Source organism: Achromobacter sp. DH1f (assembly GCF_000633435.1).
GTDB lineage: Bacteria > Pseudomonadota > Gammaproteobacteria > Burkholderiales > Burkholderiaceae_B > Achromobacter > Achromobacter deleyi.
In genome coordinates, this window is sequence record NZ_AYMF01000026.1 from 97,596 (window position 1) to 114,164 (window position 16,569).

The 16,569-nt window shown below is 67.4% G+C and carries 13 protein-coding genes; 10 read left to right on the plus strand and 3 right to left on the minus strand.

From position 1 onward, the window contains the following. Positions 1-356: 356 nt before the first annotated feature. Both U858_RS0122460 and U858_RS0122465 read right to left on the minus strand, forming a co-directional pair. A complete protein-coding gene (locus U858_RS0122460; protein ID WP_025139405.1) occupies positions 357-1,328 on the minus strand; it encodes a thymidylate synthase in 972 nt (323 codons plus the stop codon). 39 nt (positions 1,329-1,367) lie between these two features. Further along, positions 1,368-1,811 carry an OsmC family protein gene (locus tag U858_RS0122465; RefSeq protein WP_025139406.1) on the minus strand — a complete coding sequence of 148 codons (444 nt, stop codon included), beginning with the start codon at positions 1,809-1,811 and terminating at the stop codon, positions 1,368-1,370. Positions 1,812-1,938: 127 nt separating this feature from the next. Here U858_RS0122465 and coq7 point away from each other — a divergent pair, with 127 nt between their 5' ends. From coq7 to U858_RS0122515, 10 genes are all read left to right on the plus strand, one after another. After that, positions 1,939-2,616, plus strand: coding sequence for a 2-polyprenyl-3-methyl-6-methoxy-1,4-benzoquinone monooxygenase (gene coq7 / locus U858_RS0122470; protein WP_025139407.1), 678 nt, complete (start codon positions 1,939-1,941; stop codon positions 2,614-2,616). Between the two features lie 793 nt (positions 2,617-3,409). Next, positions 3,410-4,513, plus strand: a complete 1,104-nt coding sequence (locus tag U858_RS0122475) for a glycosyltransferase (protein WP_025139408.1) — start codon at positions 3,410-3,412, stop codon at positions 4,511-4,513. 97 nt (positions 4,514-4,610) lie between these two features. Beyond that, on the plus strand, positions 4,611-5,888 hold the full coding sequence (gene tviB / locus U858_RS0122480; protein WP_029954220.1) for a Vi polysaccharide biosynthesis UDP-N-acetylglucosamine C-6 dehydrogenase TviB: 1,278 nt from the start codon (positions 4,611-4,613) through the stop codon (positions 5,886-5,888). A 12-nt stretch (positions 5,889-5,900) separates the two neighbouring features. After that, positions 5,901-6,926, plus strand: coding sequence for an SDR family oxidoreductase (locus U858_RS0122485; protein ID WP_025139410.1), 1,026 nt, complete (start codon positions 5,901-5,903; stop codon positions 6,924-6,926). Position 6,927: 1 nt separating this feature from the next. Further along, positions 6,928-8,277: a murein biosynthesis integral membrane protein MurJ gene (murJ, locus tag U858_RS0122490; RefSeq protein ID WP_025139411.1), complete on the plus strand. Its 1,350-nt coding sequence runs from the start codon at positions 6,928-6,930 to the stop codon at positions 8,275-8,277. Then, positions 8,278-9,420: a glycosyltransferase family 4 protein gene (locus U858_RS0122495; protein WP_025139412.1), complete on the plus strand. Its 1,143-nt coding sequence runs from the start codon at positions 8,278-8,280 to the stop codon at positions 9,418-9,420. A gap of 43 nt (positions 9,421-9,463) precedes the next feature. Then, positions 9,464-11,395 carry an asparagine synthase (glutamine-hydrolyzing) gene (gene asnB / locus U858_RS0122500; RefSeq protein ID WP_025139413.1) on the plus strand — a complete coding sequence of 644 codons (1,932 nt, stop codon included), beginning with the start codon at positions 9,464-9,466 and terminating at the stop codon, positions 11,393-11,395. A 3-nt stretch (positions 11,396-11,398) separates the two neighbouring features. Then, the gene (locus U858_RS0122505) at positions 11,399-12,514 is read left to right on the plus strand and encodes a glycosyltransferase family 4 protein (protein WP_025139414.1); all 1,116 of its coding nucleotides are present in this window, start codon (positions 11,399-11,401) and stop codon (positions 12,512-12,514) included. After that, a complete protein-coding gene (locus U858_RS0122510) occupies positions 12,511-13,668 on the plus strand; it encodes a glycosyltransferase (RefSeq protein WP_025139415.1) in 1,158 nt (385 codons plus the stop codon). Before U858_RS0122505 ends, U858_RS0122510 begins: the two co-directional genes overlap by 4 nt. Further along, entirely contained in the window at positions 13,665-14,798 is a 1,134-nt protein-coding gene (locus U858_RS0122515) for a glycosyltransferase family 4 protein (protein ID WP_025139416.1), read from the plus strand. Before U858_RS0122510 ends, U858_RS0122515 begins: the two co-directional genes overlap by 4 nt. A 51-nt stretch (positions 14,799-14,849) precedes the next feature. Here the strand turns inward: U858_RS0122515 and U858_RS0122520 are convergent, their stop codons facing one another. Continuing rightward, a complete protein-coding gene (locus tag U858_RS0122520; protein WP_042885397.1) occupies positions 14,850-16,526 on the minus strand; it encodes a gamma-glutamyltransferase family protein in 1,677 nt (558 codons plus the stop codon). Positions 16,527-16,569 lie beyond the last annotated feature (43 nt).

Genomic DNA, 16,569 nt, shown 5'->3' on the forward strand with positions numbered 1-16,569 from the left:
ATACAGCCGCCGCGCCGGCCTCAATTCAAATCAATTAGTAGTCAACAGTTGCATTCGGGCCGCAAGGGGGTCCTGCTGTCGACGCTGGCGATTCACGTACTCTCTTTTCTGGATAGGGGGTGCGGCGCTGCGGTGCAGGCGGCCGGGAAGGCCGGGCGGGGTGCCCGGTTTCGCGGCGAGCGGCAGGCACGGCGCGGCATGGGCCGTTCAGAAGCAACGGCGCGCGAGGCTTGCCGGACGCGCGTCCGAGGCTAAGGGATGGGTTATACCGAAAACGCGCTTCCAGAAGCTCACCAATCTTCACCTGCGAGTTCCGGCATGGCGGACGGCCGCCAGGCGGCCGAACCGCCATGGCCTCAAACGGCCATCGGCGCGGTGAGCGGCGCGTGGTGGGTGTAGCCCGCCAGCGAGAAATCGCCCGGTTCGACCTTCTCGAGCCACTCGGGCTCGTAGCGGCCGGTCTGGGCAAAATCGGGAATGCGGTCGGACAGCACGAGCTGGGGCGCTTCATACGGCGTGCGCGTCAGCTGTTCGCGCAGCATCGGCAGGTGGTTCTCGTAGATGTGGGCGTCGCCAATGAAATACGTGAACCAGCGCGGCTTGTAACCCGTCAGCCGGCCCACCAGGTGCAGCAGCGCCGCGCCTTCGGTCAGGTTGAACGGCGTGCCCAGCCCGACATCGTTCGAGCGGATGTACAGGCACAGGGAAATTTCGCGGGTGGTCGCGTTGGGCAGGAATTGATAGAGCAGGTGGCAGGGCGGCAGCGCCATTTCCTCGATCTGCGCCCAGTTCCAGCCGTGGAACAGGATGCGGCGGTCGCCCGGGCGCTCGTGGATGGCGTCCAGACATTGGCGCAACTGGTCGACGGCTTTATAGAGCAGCACCTTGGGGGCGCCGTCTTCCTGCAGGTCGGCCACCTTCGTGTAGCCGCGGCCCAGCGCGTCGGCGATCTGTTCCTGGTGGTGGGCGTCCAGCACCTTGTAGGCCGGCCACTGGCGCCATTGCACGCCATAGACCGGGCCCAGGTCGTCGGGGCCTTCGCGGTACGGGTTGGCCAGCCACTGGCTGTTCTCGTTGGCGTTCTGGTCCCAGACCTTGCACCCCAGTTCGCGGAATTCGGCGGCGCTGCGCGAGGCGCGCAGGAAGCCGACCATCTCGCCGATGGCCGATTTGAAGGCCAGCTTCTTGGTGGTCACGGCGGGAAAGCCCTGCTGCAGGTCAAAGCGCAGCGAGGCGCCCGGCATGCTCAGGGTGCGTATGCCCGTCCGATTTTCCTGCCACGCGCCGGTGTCCAGGATGGATTGAACGAGGTCCAGGTATTGTTTCATGGGTACAGAATGAGTAAGGGCTGAAAGGGCGCGGTCGCGTCAGGCCGTGGCGGGGGCTTCCTGGGTGTCGACGATGTCCACCGAGAAAGTCAGTTCGGCGGTCTTTTCCAGCATGGCCGAGGCCGAGCAGTATTTCTCGTGCGACAGCTGCACCGCGCGCTCGACGGCCGCGCGCGGCAGGTTGCGGCCGGTGACGGTGAAGGCGAAATGGATGCGGGTGAACACCTTGGGGTCGACATCGGCGCGGTCGGCCTGCAGCTTGACGCTGCAGCCGGTCACGGCGTGGCGGCCGCGCTTGAGGATCAGCACCACGTCGTACGCCGTGCAGCCGCCGGTGCCGGCCAGCAGCATTTCCATCGGGCGGGGGGCCAGGTTGTGGCCGCCGCCGTCCACCGCGCCATCCATGACGGCAACGTGGCCGCTGCCGGTGCTGGCGGTAAAGAGCATGCCATTGGGGCCGCCCCAGTCGATCGTGCATTCCATGTGTCGGTGTCCTTGTGCGGGTGCTTGAGCGCAGTCAATGGCTGATGATACCCGTTGCGTACAATTCCAGGCACGAGAGCCCCGCCCCGCATCAGGGGTGTGCGTGCCCCAATTCCAGGAGTTGCCCATGTCCACCGCCCTGTTCCAATCCGGCCCCGCTTCTTTCCTGCGTCGCACCAGTCCGCTGGACGCCCTGTTGGCCGAAGCCGACCGCGCGCTGCGCGTGCTGTCCGGCAGCGCCAGCGCCGGCCGGCCGAATCCGGCCACCGCCGACGAGGCCCCCGACACGCTGTCGGCACAGGAAAAGCGCCACGCGGCTGGACTGATGCGGGTCAACCACGTCGGCGAGGTCTGCGCCCAGGCGCTGTACCGGGGGCAGGCGGCCGCATGCCGCGAGCCCGGCCCGCGCGCCTTGCTGCTGGAAGCGGCCGGCGAAGAGGTCGACCACCTGGTCTGGTGCAACCAGCGCCTGGCCGAGCTGGGCAGCCGGCCCAGCCTGTTGAACCCGGTCTGGTACGCCGGCTCGTTTGCGCTGGGCGTGCTGGCCAGTTATGCGGGCGTGCCGCGCAACCTTGGGTTCATGGCCGAAACCGAACGGCAGGTCGAGGCCCACCTGGACGGCCATCTGCGCACCTTGCCGGAGCAGGACGCCCGCTCGCGCCAGATCGTGCAGAAGATGAAGGAAGACGAAGCCCAGCATCGCGCCAGCGCCGAGGCTGCTGGCGGCGTGCCGCTGCCCGGTCCGGTCAAGACGGCCATGCGGGCCATGTCCAAGGTCATGACCACGACCGCCTATTGGATTTGAAGGCGGGATCTGACGGCGGCACCCGGCGCCCCGTCCCCAGGGGGGGGGCGAGGTAAAAATGTTGCGATGCGCAAAAACTGCCGCATATTGGTGCCGGATGCACCTTTCTGGTGCAAATCATAGGGCGGGATTACCCGGCAAGGTCTAGGGTAAGTCCGCAAGGGGTTAACCCGTTCGGCAAAAACCCGCCATGTCGCAAGGTCATTGCTGGCTGCGGCTTTCCAGGCATGCGCCGCGCAGCGTGCGGCAAAAATGCAACGTGGAATGTCGCGCTGCCGCGAGCCTAAAAAAATTCTTGCATCGCACAAAAAAACCCGATACTATGCATCTCATCGGATGTTGAAACGCAGTCGGTGCGGTGCCAAGGCAAGCGAAACCCGCAAGCCAGACCCCGACAGCGTAGCGAGCGAAACCTTCAGGCCGCTCCCAACATGCCACGGTTGTCTCCTCCACCCTCCTCCTTTGGTGGATTTAGCCCGAGATCTTACGATCTCGGGCTTTTTTTTATCCTGAAATAATGTGTCCCTATTTATCGGGAATACTGTGCGGGTGACTGCCCCCAGGGTGGGGGCAGCCCGGGTCGGATTCCCTGTGAAGATCTTGGCGTTTTCCCTTGCAGATTTCGCGTGCGCCCAGACGGAAAGCTCTACAATTAATCCATGAAATCCGTATTTCCGCGGGTGTTACGTTCTGTCCCGGTGCATTGCACTTCCTTATTCCTCCCATATATGGGCGTTACACCTGCCGCCGATAATGGCGGGCCTGTCTCGATAGACCAACCAAAGGTGACCTTGTGACCTGGCTGTACATATGCGTGGTCGCGTTCATGGTGGGCGGACTCATCGTGGCGTCGGAGCGCTGGCATGGCGCCTTCACCGGCGACACCGACCTCAACAAACCGCAAGCGAACCACTCGCGCGCCACGCCCCGCGTCGGCGGCCTGGCCGTGCTGGCCGGCACGCTCCTGGGCCTGTTGGTGCTCGGGCCCGACAACATGACCCTGACCTGGTTGTGGCCGGCCCTGTTCGTGTCGGCGCTGCCCGTGTTCGTGGCGGGCCTGCTCGAAGACATCACCAAGGATATCGGTGCCAGCAAGCGTCTGCTGGCGGCTTTCCTGTCTGCTGCCATCGCGTGGTGGCTGCTGGGCGGCGTCAGCCGCGTGGGCATGGCCCCGGTCGACTACGTCCTGTCGTATTGGCCCGTCTCCCTGCTGTTCACCATGTTCGCCGTGGGCGGCTGTACCCATGCCCTGAACATCGTCGACGGCATGAATGGCCTGGCCGGCATGGTGGCTACGCTGATGGCCGTGTCCATCAGCCTGGTCGCGCTGCAGGTCGGCGATGTGCCGATCTTCCTGATTGCCGCGGCGCTGGCGTCGGCCACGCTGGGCTTCCTGGTCTGGAATTTCCCGTTCGGCCGCGTCTTCCTGGGCGATGGCGGGGCGTATTTCCTGGGTTTCATGCTGGCCGAACTGGCTGTGCTGCTGGTGGTGCGCAACCCCTCGGTGTCGCCGTTCTACGCGCTGGCCGTGCTGTTCTACCCCGTCTTCGAAACCGGCTTCTCTATCTGGCGCCGCCGCTTCAAGCGTGGCGTGCCGGTGGACCAGCCCGATGCCTTGCACCTGCACCAACTGGTGTTCCGCCGCCTGGTCCGCGTGACCTTCAGCCGCGGCCGCCGCCATGCGGTGCCGGCGTTGTGCAACGCCCTGGCGTCGCCGTACATGTGGGTGCTGGCCCTGATCGGCCTGGTGCCCGCCACCATCTGGTGGGACAACGCCTGGGCGCTTGGCGCCAGCCTGGTGGTGTTCGCCAGCGTCTATATCTGGCTGTACGCGCGGCTGGTGTCCTGGCGCCGTCCGGGGTGGCTGTTGCTACCTTCCGTCTTGCGGGCCGATTAAGTCTTGGGCGCCCCGGCGATATCCGCCGGGGGCCCGGTTATCCATCACCCCGACCATATTTAAAATGCCGTAATCGTTTTACGGTGAAGGGAGAGTTATGTTGCGTATTCAGGATGTGAAACTCGCGGTTGTCGGCCTGGGTTATGTCGGCCTGCCGCTGGCGGTCGAGTTCGGCAAGAAGCGCTCGGTCATCGGCTTCGATATCAACACCCGCCGGATCGACGCCCTGAAGGCGGGTCACGACCACACGCTGGAAGTCAGCGATGCCGAGCTGGTCGAAGCCAGTCACCTGAGCTACACCGCCGACCGCGCCGAACTGGGCCAGGCCAACGTGTTCATCGTCACCGTGCCCACCCCGATCGACGAATACAAGCAACCCGACCTGACCCCGCTGGTGAAAGCCAGCGAAACCATCGGCGCCGTGCTCAAGCGCGGCGACATCGTCATCTACGAATCCACCGTCTACCCCGGCGCCACCGAAGAAGACTGCGTGCCGGTGCTGGAACGCGTGTCGGGCCTGAAGTTCAACGTCGACTTCTACGCCGGCTACAGTCCCGAGCGCATCAACCCGGGCGACAAGGAACACCGCGTCAGCACCATCAAGAAGGTCACGTCGGGCTCGACCCCGGAAGTCGCCGAACTGGTGGACCAGCTGTACAAGCAGATCATCACCGCCGGCACGCACAAGGCGTCCAGCATCCGCGTGGCCGAAGCCGCCAAAGTGATCGAGAACACGCAGCGCGACGTCAACATCGCGCTGATCAACGAGCTGGCCCTGATCTTCAACAAGATGGGCATCGACACCGAAGCCGTGTTGCAAGCTGCGGGCACCAAGTGGAACTTCCTGCCGTTCCGTCCGGGCCTGGTGGGCGGCCACTGCATCGGCGTGGACCCGTACTACCTGACGCACAAGGCGCAGTCCATCGGCTACCACCCCGAGATCATCCTGGCGGGCCGCCGCCTGAACGATTCGATGGGCGGCTACGTGGTGTCGCAGCTGGTCAAGTCCATGACCAAGCGCCGCATCCACGTGCAAGGCGCGCGCGTGCTGGTGATGGGCCTGACCTTCAAGGAAAACTGCCCAGACCTGCGCAACACGCGCATCGTGGACATCGTCAAGGAACTGGGCGACTACAACGTCGATGTGGACGTGTACGACCCGTGGGTCGAACCCGAAGAGGCGGTGCACGAATACGGCATCACGCCGGTTGCCAAGCCTGAAGAGGGCAAGTACGACGCCGTGATCCTGGCTGTCGCGCACAACCAGTTCAAGGCCATGGGCGCCGAAGGCATCCGCAAACTGGGCAAGGCCGAGCACATCCTGTACGACCTGAAGTACGTGCTGTCGCCCGCCGAATCCGATCTGCGTCTGTAAGGGGAAACGGCCATGACCACTCGCTACGAAACCGTTACCCGTGAACTGTCGGCCGCGCCGCGCAAGTGGCTGGTGACCGGCTGCGCCGGCTTCATCGGCTCGAACCTGCTGGAAACGCTGCTCAAGCTGGGCCAGACCGTGGTCGGCCTGGACAACTTCGCCACCGGCCACCAGCGCAACCTGGACGAGGTGCGAGGCGCCGTGACGCCCGAGCAATGGAGCCGCTTCAGCTTCATCGAAGGCGACATCCGTGACCTGGAAGCCTGCCGCCGCGCCACCGCGGGCGTGGACTTCGTGCTGCACCAGGCGGCCCTGGGTTCGGTGCCGCGTTCGCTCAAAGACCCGATCACCACCAACGAGGTGAACATCGGTGGCTTCCTGAACATGCTGGTCGCCGCACGCGACGCCGAAGTGAAATCCTTCGTCTATGCGGCTTCCAGCTCCACCTACGGCGACCACCCGGCGTTGCCCAAGGTCGAAGAGAACATCGGCAATCCGCTGTCGCCGTACGCCGTCACCAAGTACGTCAACGAACTGTACGCCAGCGTGTTTGCGCGCTCGTATGGCTTCGAGACGGTGGGACTGCGCTACTTCAACGTGTTCGGCAAGCGCCAGGACCCGGACGGCGCCTACGCCGCCGTGATCCCGAAGTGGACGGCCGCCATGATCAAGGGCGACGACGTCACCATCAACGGCGACGGCGAGACCAGCCGCGACTTCTGCTTCGTGGACAACGCCGTGCAGGCCAATATCCTGGCCGCCATGGCGCCGCCCGAGGCGCGCAACCAGGTCTACAACGTGGCCGTCAGCGGCCGCAGCACCCTGAACGACCTGTTCGGGTTCCTGGTGCAGGCGCTGGGCAAGCAGGACGTTGCCTATGGCAAGAAGCCGGTCTACGGCGACTTCCGCGCTGGCGACGTGCGCCATTCGCAGGCTGATGTCAGCAAGGGCAGCCGCCTGCTGGGTTACCAGCCCACGCACACCGTGCTGCAGGGCCTGGAAGTGGCAATGCCCTGGTACACGCAATTCCTGCGTTGATTTGAAAGCACTCATCCGAAAACTCGGCACCATCCACCCGGACCACCAGCGCATCTTCAAGGGCGCGTTCCGGGTGGCGGTGTTCCTGCTGCTGGGCAAGGCCGCCGGCGCCATCAAGGAGATGGCGGTGGCGTACCGCTACGGCGTCAGCGACGCCGTCGACGCCTACCAATTCACGATGACCATGGCCACCTGGCTGCCGGTCACGATCGTGGGCGTGCTGTCGGTGGTGCTGATTCCGGTGCTGGTGCGCCTGCGCCGCGCCGACGATGCCGAACGGGAACAATTCATCCGGGAACTGCAGGGCTGGGTGGCGGCGGCCGGCATTACGCTGGCGCTTCTGACCTGGTTCGCCTGGCCGCATGTGCTGGGCAGCCTGGGCCAGGGCCTGTCCGCGCGGGTCGGCGGCATGACCGGCGACCTGCTGGTGGCCTTTGCGCCGGTCTCGGCCCTGTTGCTGGTGGCCGGCATCAGCGCCGCGCGGTTGCGGTCGCACGAACGTCACGTCAATACCTTGCTGGACAGCGTGCCCGCGGTCGCCACGTTGGCGTGGGTGATGCTGGCGGCCAGCGCCGACGGCGTCGGCCCGCTGCTGTGGGGCACGCTGGTGGGCTACGCGATCCAGACCGTCTGGCTGGCGTGGCTGGCCGCGCGCGCCGATGGCGGCTTCTGGGGTTCGCCCAGGTTGACGTGGCAGTCGCCGCACTGGCCCGAACTGATGAGCGCCGCGGGCGTGATGCTGATCGGCCAGGTGGCCATGAGTTTTGTCGGTCCGCTGGACCAATACGCGGCCGCCAACCTGGGCGCCAATGCCAACGCCACGCTGGGTTACGCCAGCCGATTGCTGTCGCTGGTGCTCGGTATCGGCGCGGTATCGGTCGGCCGTGCGGCCTTGCCGGTGCTGGCCGATGTGCAGGCGCGGGGCGATACGGCGCGCGCGCGCGCCATGGCGCTGAAATGGTCGATGCTGATGGTGCTGGCTGGCGCTGCCGCCGTGGCCGTGGGTTGGCTGCTGGCGCCGTGGGGCGTGTCGGTGCTGTTCCAGCGCGGCGCCTTCACCGCCGAGAATACCGAGGCCGTGGCGCATGTGCTGCGCTGGGGCCTGTTGCAATTGCCGTTCTATTTCGGCGTGCTGATCCTGGTGCAGCTGCTGGCCAGCCAGAACCGCTATCGCATCATGTCCGCCATCGCGGTGGGCAATTTCGCACTGAAGGCGGGGTTGAACGTGGTGCTGGCGCCCAAGATGGGCGCGGCCGGCATCATGCTGGCGACCAGCCTGATGTACCTGCTTTCCTATGCCTGCTACCTGGTGGTGGCCCTGCGCCGCGCTGAACCCCAAGAGGCCGACTGAATGCCCGTAGCCGACTCCGCCCGCGCGCAACGCGTGCTGCTGTTCATCCATTCGCTGCACGGCGGCGGCGCCGAACGCGTGGCCGCCGACCTGAGCGCGCATTGGGCTGACATGGGCCGCGAGGTGATGGTGGTGACGCAGGCCGGCACCGAAGGCGACGTCTACACCCTGCATCCCAAGGTGCGCCGCGAAGTGCTGCACACGGCGGGCGAGGGCGGCGGTTTGCGCGGCATCCTGAGCAATGTGCAGCGGGTACGCGCGCTGCGCCGCGTGATCAAGGCGTTTCGCCCCGATATCGTGCTGGGCATGATGACGACGGCGTCGGTCCTGTCCGTGCTGGCCTCGACCGGGTTGTCCACGCGGGTCATCGCCACCGAACACACCCATCCGCCGTCGCAGGCCATGTCCGGTTTCTGGCAGCGCCTGCGCCGGTTTACGTACCCGCGCGCCGCGCGGGTCGTGGCCCTGACGCGCGGCACCGCCGACTGGCTGGCGCAGCACGTGCCGGGGTCGCGGCTGGCCGTCATCCCCAATCCGGTGCATTGGCCCTTGCCCAAGGGCGAGCCGATGCTCGCGCCGCGGTCGGGCGATGGCCGCAAGCGCCTGTTGGCCGTGGGCCGGCTGCACGCGGACAAGGGCTTCGACCTGCTGGTGCAGGCCTATGCCCGGTTGGCGCCGTCGCATCCGGACTGGGATCTGGTTATCCTGGGCGAGGGCGACGAGCGGCGCGCGCTGGAAGCGCAGGTGCAAGGCGCCGGCCTGCAAGACCGCGTCAGCCTGCCCGGGCGGGCAGGTAACGTGGGCGACTGGTATCAAAGCGCCGATCTGTATGTGCTGACCTCGCGTTTCGAGGGGCTGTCCAACACGCTGCTCGAATCCATGGCCAGCGGCCTGGCCGCGGTGGCGTTCGACTGCGATACCGGTCCGCGCGAGATCGTGCGCGAAGGCGTGGACGGCGTGCTGGTGCGGCCCAACGGCGATGTGGATGCACTCTGCCGCGCGCTGGATGCGGTCATGACCGACGAGGCGGGCCGCCAGCGCATGGCGCAGGCGGCCACGGCCGTGCGCGAACGGTTTTCGGCCGAGCGGGTGCTGGGCCTATGGGAAGAACTTTTTGACGGCGTGCGTGGATCGGGCCGATAGGCCACGCGCCACGCCGTTTGCGGTGACCACGAGAACCTAGATCATGTGTGGAATTGTCGGAATTTGGGGCCCCCTGGGTGATAAGGCGCAAGTGCTGGCGGAAAGCTGCCGCCGCATCCGCCACCGCGGGCCGGACAGCAACGGCTTCTGGGAAGACACGGGCGCCGAACTGGCGCTGGCGCACGTGCGCCTGGCGATCCAGGACCTGACCGAGGCCGGCCACCAGCCGATGGTGTCGGCCTGCGGCCGCTACGTCATGGTGTTCAACGGCGAGGTCTACAACCACCTGGATATGCGCCAGCAGCTGGAACAGTCCGGCCTGGCGCCGGCCTGGCGTGGCCATTCGGATACCGAAACGCTGCTGGCGGGCTTCACCGCCCTGGGCATCGAAGCCACCCTGCAGGCGTCGGTGGGCATGTTCGCCATCGCGCTGTGGGACCGGGCCTCGCGCAAGCTGATGCTGGCGCGCGACCGCATGGGTGAAAAGCCGCTGTACTACGGTTATTCCGGCGCCGAACTGGTGTTCGCCTCCGAGCTCAAGGGTCTGATGCCGATCCCGGGATTCGGCCGCGACCTGAACCGCAATGCGTTGGCCTCGTTCATGCGGCACAACTACATTCCGGCGCCGCAATCCATTTACGAAGGCATCGCCAAGCTGCCGCCGGGCACCTGGATCGAGTTCACCGCCGACGATACCCGCAGCCGCCGCATGCCGGAACCGCGCGTGTATTGGTCGGCGCGGGAAGCCGCGGACGCCGCGGCACAATCGCGCTTGTCGTTCGGGTCCGATGCCGAAGCGACCGATGCGCTGGAAGGCGTGTTGTCCAAGGCCGTGGGCGGCCAGATGCTGTCGGACGTCAGCCTGGGCGCGTTCCTGTCGGGCGGCATTGACTCGTCGACCATCGTGTCGCTGATGCAGGCGCAGAGCTCGCAGCCGGTGCGCACCTTTGCCATCGGCTTTCACGAAAAGGGCTATGACGAGGCGCAGCACGCCAAAGCCGTGGCCATGCACCTGGGCACCGACCACACCGAACTGTATGTCACCGCCGACGATGCGCTGGCCGTGGTGCCGGGGCTGGCCGACATGTATGACGAACCGTTCGCCGATTCGTCGCAGATTCCGACGTCGCTGGTGACGCGCATGGCGCGCCAGCACGTGACCGTGGCGCTTTCGGGCGACGGCGGCGATGAATTGTTCGGCGGCTATTCGCGCTATTTCCGCGTCAACAACTGGTGGCAGAAGTTCGAGCGGATTCCGTCGCTGCTGCGCACGCCCGCGGGCGCGCTGCTCAGCGCGTCGACCCATCTGCCGGGCCGGGGCGCCTGGCGCGGCAAGGTCGGCAAGCTGGGCGAGCTGCTGCGCGCCGATACGCGCGGCGATTTCTATCGCCTGTTCGTTTCGTACTGGTCCGATCCGGCTCGCGTGGTCAAGGGCGGCGTCGAGCCGGTCTCCGAGTTCGCGCAGGCGATGCGCGGTTCGACCTTCGAGTCCATGATGAAGCTGGACACGATCACGTATCTGCCGGACGACATCCTGGTCAAGGTGGATCGCGCCGCGATGGCGGTCAGCCTCGAGACGCGCGTGCCGCTGATCGATCACCGCGTCTACGAATTCGCCTGGAGCCTGCCGCACCAGTACAAGGTGCGCGGCGCCACCGGCAAGTGGCTGCTGCGTCAGGTGCTGTACCGCCACGTGCCGCAGGCGCTGGTGGACCGCCCCAAGCGCGGCTTTGCCGTGCCGCTGGCCGCCTGGCTGCGCGGTCCGCTGCGCGATTGGGCCGAGGCCCTGCTGGACCCGGCGCGCCTGCGCCAGGAAGGCTGGTTCGAGCCGGAGCCGATCCTGCGCAAGTGGCGCGAGCATGTGTCCGGCCATCGCAATTGGGACAGCCATCTGTGGGGCGTGCTGATGATGCAGGCCTGGTTGGACCGCTACCGCTCAGGCGGTGAGCAAGGAGGAACGTTTGGGAGTCGCTGACGAATGAAGATACTGATGCTGGTCAGTTCCATGCACGCCGGGGGCGCCGAGCGCGTGGCCGCCACGCTGGTCAACGCCTGGGCCGAACGCGGAGACGATGTCACCCTGACGCCGACCTACTCGTCCAAGGGGACCTGCTTCTACCCGCTGTCGGACAAGGTCAAGCTGGAATGGCTGGCAGACCTGGCGGGCACCCGGGTGTCGGGTCCGCTGGCCGCATTCCGGCGCCTGCTGGCGCTGCGCCGGCAAATCCGCGACGCCAAGCCGGATGTGGTGGTGTCTTTTCTGACCAACGTCAACGTTGCCGCCATCCTGGCCACGCGCGGGTTGCGCGCGCCGCTGATCGTCTGCGAGCGTACCAATCCGGTGGCTGAAACCACCACGGGGACAGTGTGGCGCCGGCTGCGTCGCCTGCTGTATCCGCGCGCCGACATGGTGACGGTGCAGGCAGCCGACACGGCCGGCCCGTTTTCGCGCCAGGTGCCAGGCATCAAGCGCCTGGCCGTGATTCCCAATCCCTTGCCCGCGCCGCTGCTGGATGCGCCGCTGGTGACGCAGACGGATGACGGTTCACCGCGCACGCTCCTGGCGATGGGGCGCCTGGTGACCGACAAGCAGTTCGACCTGCTGATCGATGTGTTCGCGCAGCTGGCGCCGGATTTCCCCGACTGGAACCTGCGCATCTGGGGCGAAGGCCCCGAACGCGGCGCGCTCGAGCAGCAGGTGGCACGGCTGGGCCTGCAATCCCGGGTCGAGTTGCCGGGGCGCACCGAGACTCCCTGGGATGAACTGGCGCGCGGGCAGGCCTTCGTGCTGAGTTCGCTGGTGGAAGGGTTTCCCAATGTGCTGCTGGAATCCATGGCGCTGGGCCTGCCCTGCGCCGCATTCGACTGCCCCAGCGGCCCGCGCGAAATGACCCGCGACGGACAGGACGCCCTGCTGGTGCCTGCCGGCGACCGCGACGCGCTGCGCGAGGCGCTGCGGCGCCTGCTGAGCGATCCGGCGCTGCGCCAGCAGATGGGCGTGCGCGCCGCGGCCGCCGTGCGCCAGCGTTACGCGCTGGCCAGCGTGCTGTCGGAATGGGATGAGTTGTTCGAAGCCGTAAGGGAAGGGCGATGAGCCAAGCCGCATTGCGCGTCCTGCATGTGATCACCGGCCTGGGCCAGGGCGGTGCGGAATCCGTGCTGTGGCGCCTGGCCACGTATCCGGATCAGGCCGTCGAACACGTGGTGGTGTCGTTGACCGATGACGGTGTGTACGGCGAACGGTTGCGTGCGGCGGGCGTTGCCGTGCATACGCTGGGCATGCCGCGCGGCCGCATCACGCTGGGCGGCTTCATGGCGTTGCGCCGGTTGATCGCGCAAACGAAGCCGCAGGCCGTGCAGACCTGGATGTACCACGCCGACCTGATCGGCGGCGTGGCGGCCCGCCTGGCCGGCGTGCGCGCGATTGCCTGGGGCATCCGCAATTCTGGCGCGCATCTCGAGCGCAGCAGCCGTTCGGCACGCATGGTGTTGCGCGCGTGCGCGGCGTTGTCCGGTGTATTGCCTCGGGCCATCGTCTGCGCCGCGCAGAATGCCGCCGAACGCCATGCCGCCAAGGGCTACCGGCGCGATCGCATGGTGGTGATCTCCAATGGCTACGATCTGTCGCGCTACGCACCGGACCCGGCTGCGCGCGAACGCGTGCGGGCCCAATGGGGCCTGGCGGGCGACGTGCCGGTGATCGGCTGCGTGGCCCGCTGGGACCCGCTGAAAGACCATGCCAACCTGCTGCGTGCCGTGGCCGCGCTGGTGCGCGATGGCCGCGATGCCGGCCTGCGCTGCGTGCTGGTGGGGCGCGGCATGACGGCGGACAACCCGGACTTGATGGCGCTGGTCGACAAGCTGAATCTGCGCGACCGGTTGGTGCTGGCCGGCCCCAGCGATGACGTGCCCGCCGTGATGAACGGGTTGGACCTGCACGTGCTGTCAAGCTGCGCCGAGGGCTTTCCCAACGTGGTGGCCGAGGCCATGGCCTGCGGCGTCTATTGCGTGGCGACGGATGTGGGTGACGCCGCCTACATCATCGGCGAGACCGGCGTGGTGGTGCCGCCCGAGCAGCCCGAGGCGCTGGCGCGTGGCATCGAAACTGGCCTGCGTGAAGTGGCTTCACGCGGTCAGGGGCGTGCGGGCGAGGCCGGACGCGCCCGGGTGCTGGAAAACTTCGACCTGGCGCGCATGGTGCAAAGCTATATCGCGGTCTGGCGCCGCATTTCCGGAGCGCCGGCATGAGCGCCGCCCGTCGTTTGCTGTTCGTCGTCAACAACCCCGCGTTCTTCATGTCGCATCGGGTGCCGCTGGCGCTGGCCGCGCAGCGCGCCGGCTACGACGTGCACGTGGCCACGATGGATGGCCCCGCGGTGACCGATATCCAGGCGCTGGGCATGACGCACCACGCCATTCCCATGACGCGCAGCGGCAAGCATCCGTTGCAGGAACTGGGCACGTTGATGGCGCTGCTGCGCCTGTTCCGCCGCTTGCGGCCGCAGGTGGTGCACCTGGTGACCATCAAGCCGGTCCTGTATGGCGGTATCGCCGCGCGGCTGGCACGCGTGCCGGGCATGGTGGCGGCGATCTCCGGGCTGGGGTTCGTGTTCCTGTCCAATTCGCTCAAGATGCGGCTGGTGCGCGCCGTGGTGGCGCGGCTGTACCGCATCGCGCTGGGGCACCCCAACAGCCGCGTGATTTTCCAGAACGCCAGCGACCGCGACATGCTCAAGTCGCTGGGGGCGGTGCGTGACGAACAGGTGGTGCTGATCCGTGGCGCCGGGGTAGACCTGAACGACTACCGGGCGCAGCCGGAACCTGCCAACCCGCCCGTGGTGGCGACCATGGTGGCGCGGCTGCTGCGCGACAAGGGCGTGCAGGAATTCGTGCAGGCCGCCAGACTGCTGCGCGAGCGCGGCGTGCCGGTGACGATGCGCCTGGTGGGCGGCGTGGACGCCGGCAATCCGGCATCGGCCACCCAGGCCGAGGTGGATGCCTGGCAACGCGAGGGGTGTGTCGAGGCATTGGGCGAGCGCTCGGATGTGCCGCAGCTGTATGCGGCCTCGCACATCGCGGTGCTGCCGTCGTATCGCGAAGGCCTGCCAAAATCGCTGATCGAGGCCGCCGCTTGCGGACGCGCCGTGGTGACCACGGATGTGCCCGGCTGCCGCGATGCGATCGATCCGGACAAGACGGGGCTGCTCGTGCCGGTGCGCGACCCGCAGGCGCTGGCCGATGCCATCGCCCGCCTGGCCGGTGATCCGGCATTGCGGCAGGCCATGGGGGCGGCCGGCAGGGCCCTGGCCGAGCGCGAGTTCAACATCGAACGCGTCGCCAGAATCCACGTGGACCTGTACGACACGCTTAGCGCGTAGCGCACCGGCGGGCCTGCGCGCGGCGCCGTCGGGCGCCGCCAGGCCAAGGCCCTAGCCGCCCAGCGTAGCGCCATCGCGGCGCGGGTCTGCCGCGCCATCCAGCCCTTGCGGCGTCACGCGGATCGCGGCGGCGCCGCTTTTCATTTCGACCTGCTCGACCTTGTGGCCTTGCGCGGCCAGCTGTGCCGCCGATTCGAGCGGCACGCGGTCTTTTTCGACCTGGCTGCGGCCGGTGTTGCCTGCAACGTGCGGCAGCGCCAAGGCATCGGCCGGGCGCAGGCCCCAGGCCAGCGTACCCACCACGGCCTGCGCGATGTAGTCGACGATGTAGCCGCCGCCGGCCGACCCCGTGACCAGCACCAGCTTGCCGTCGCGGTCGAACACCATGGTGGGCGCCATCGACGTGACCGGCCGCTTGTTGGGCGCCATGGCGTTGGGCGCATCCTTGCCGTGGCTTGATGAGAAGTTGGTCAGCGCGTTGTTCAGGAAGAAGCCATGCGGCATCAGCCAGGAGCCGAAGTTCAGGTTGATGGTGGTGGTCATGGACAAGGCGTTGCCGTGGGCATCGACGATGGCGACCTGGCTGGTCTCGGTGGTGCCGGGGGCTTCGGCGCCGGCCGGCGCCGGCACGCCCGCGAATACGCCGGCGCGCGGGTGCACGACCGCCTTGCCGGACAGCAGGGCGGCGCGCTGATCGACATAGGCAGGCGAGATCAACTGGCGCACGGGCGCCTTGACCTGGTCGGGATCGCCTAGGTAGGCCAGCCGGTCGGCGCGGGCGATACGAGCCGTATCGATGAGCAGATGATCGGCCGCGGTCGAGCCTGGCGCCAGCGTGTCGATGCGGCGCTGAGACAGCATGCCCAGTTGCTGCAAGACCGAGACGCCGCCAAAGCTGGGGGGCGGGAAGGTGCAGACCTTCCAGGACAGGAACGGGCCGCAGATCGGCGTGCGTTCGGCCGGGCGATAGGCGGCCAGGTCCTGGGCCTGGATCAGGCTGGGATACTTGCCGGCGCCGGTCACGGCCAGGATGTCGGCGGTGAGCGCACCCTGGTTGATGGCTTCGGGGTCGGCCGCGACCTTGCGCAGCGCATCGGCCAGCAGCGGGTTGCGTACCGTGGCGCCTACTGGCAGCAATTGCCCCTGGGCATCGTAGAACACGCCGCGAATGGCGGGGTTCTCGGCCAGTTGCGGCAGACGCTGCAGGCTGTCGTGCAGGTAGGGCGACATCGGGAAGCCGTCTTCGGCGCTGTGGATGCCGGCCTGGAACAGGCTGGCCCAGGGCAGCTTGCCGTAGCGCTGGTGGGCCAGCGCCATGACACGCACGGTGCCGGGCACGCCCACCGGGCGGCCAAAGCGCGCCACGTCTTTCAGGGGCAGCGTGTCGCCGTTGACGTCGGTGCGCAGGCTGGCGGTGGTTCGCGCCGGCGCCGCGGCCAGGCCGTCCAGGGCCGACAGGGTGGCGTTGCCCTGGTCCCACACCAGCATGAGCGAGCCGCCACCCAGGCCGGACGATTGGGGCTCGACCACGGTCAGCACCATCTGCACGGCGATGGCCGCATCGACCACGCTGCCGCCGCGTTTCAGGGCATCCAGGCCCGCGGCGGCGGCCAGCGGATTGGCGGCGGCGACCATCCCCGGGGCGGTTTGCGCCTGGGCACTGACTGCGGCGGCGGTCAGCGCCAGGGCGGCGAGTAACCGGGAGGTGCTGCGGACTGGCGAAGGCATGGGACGCTCCGGAAAGGACGACGGGCCATTATTGGCCCGTCAT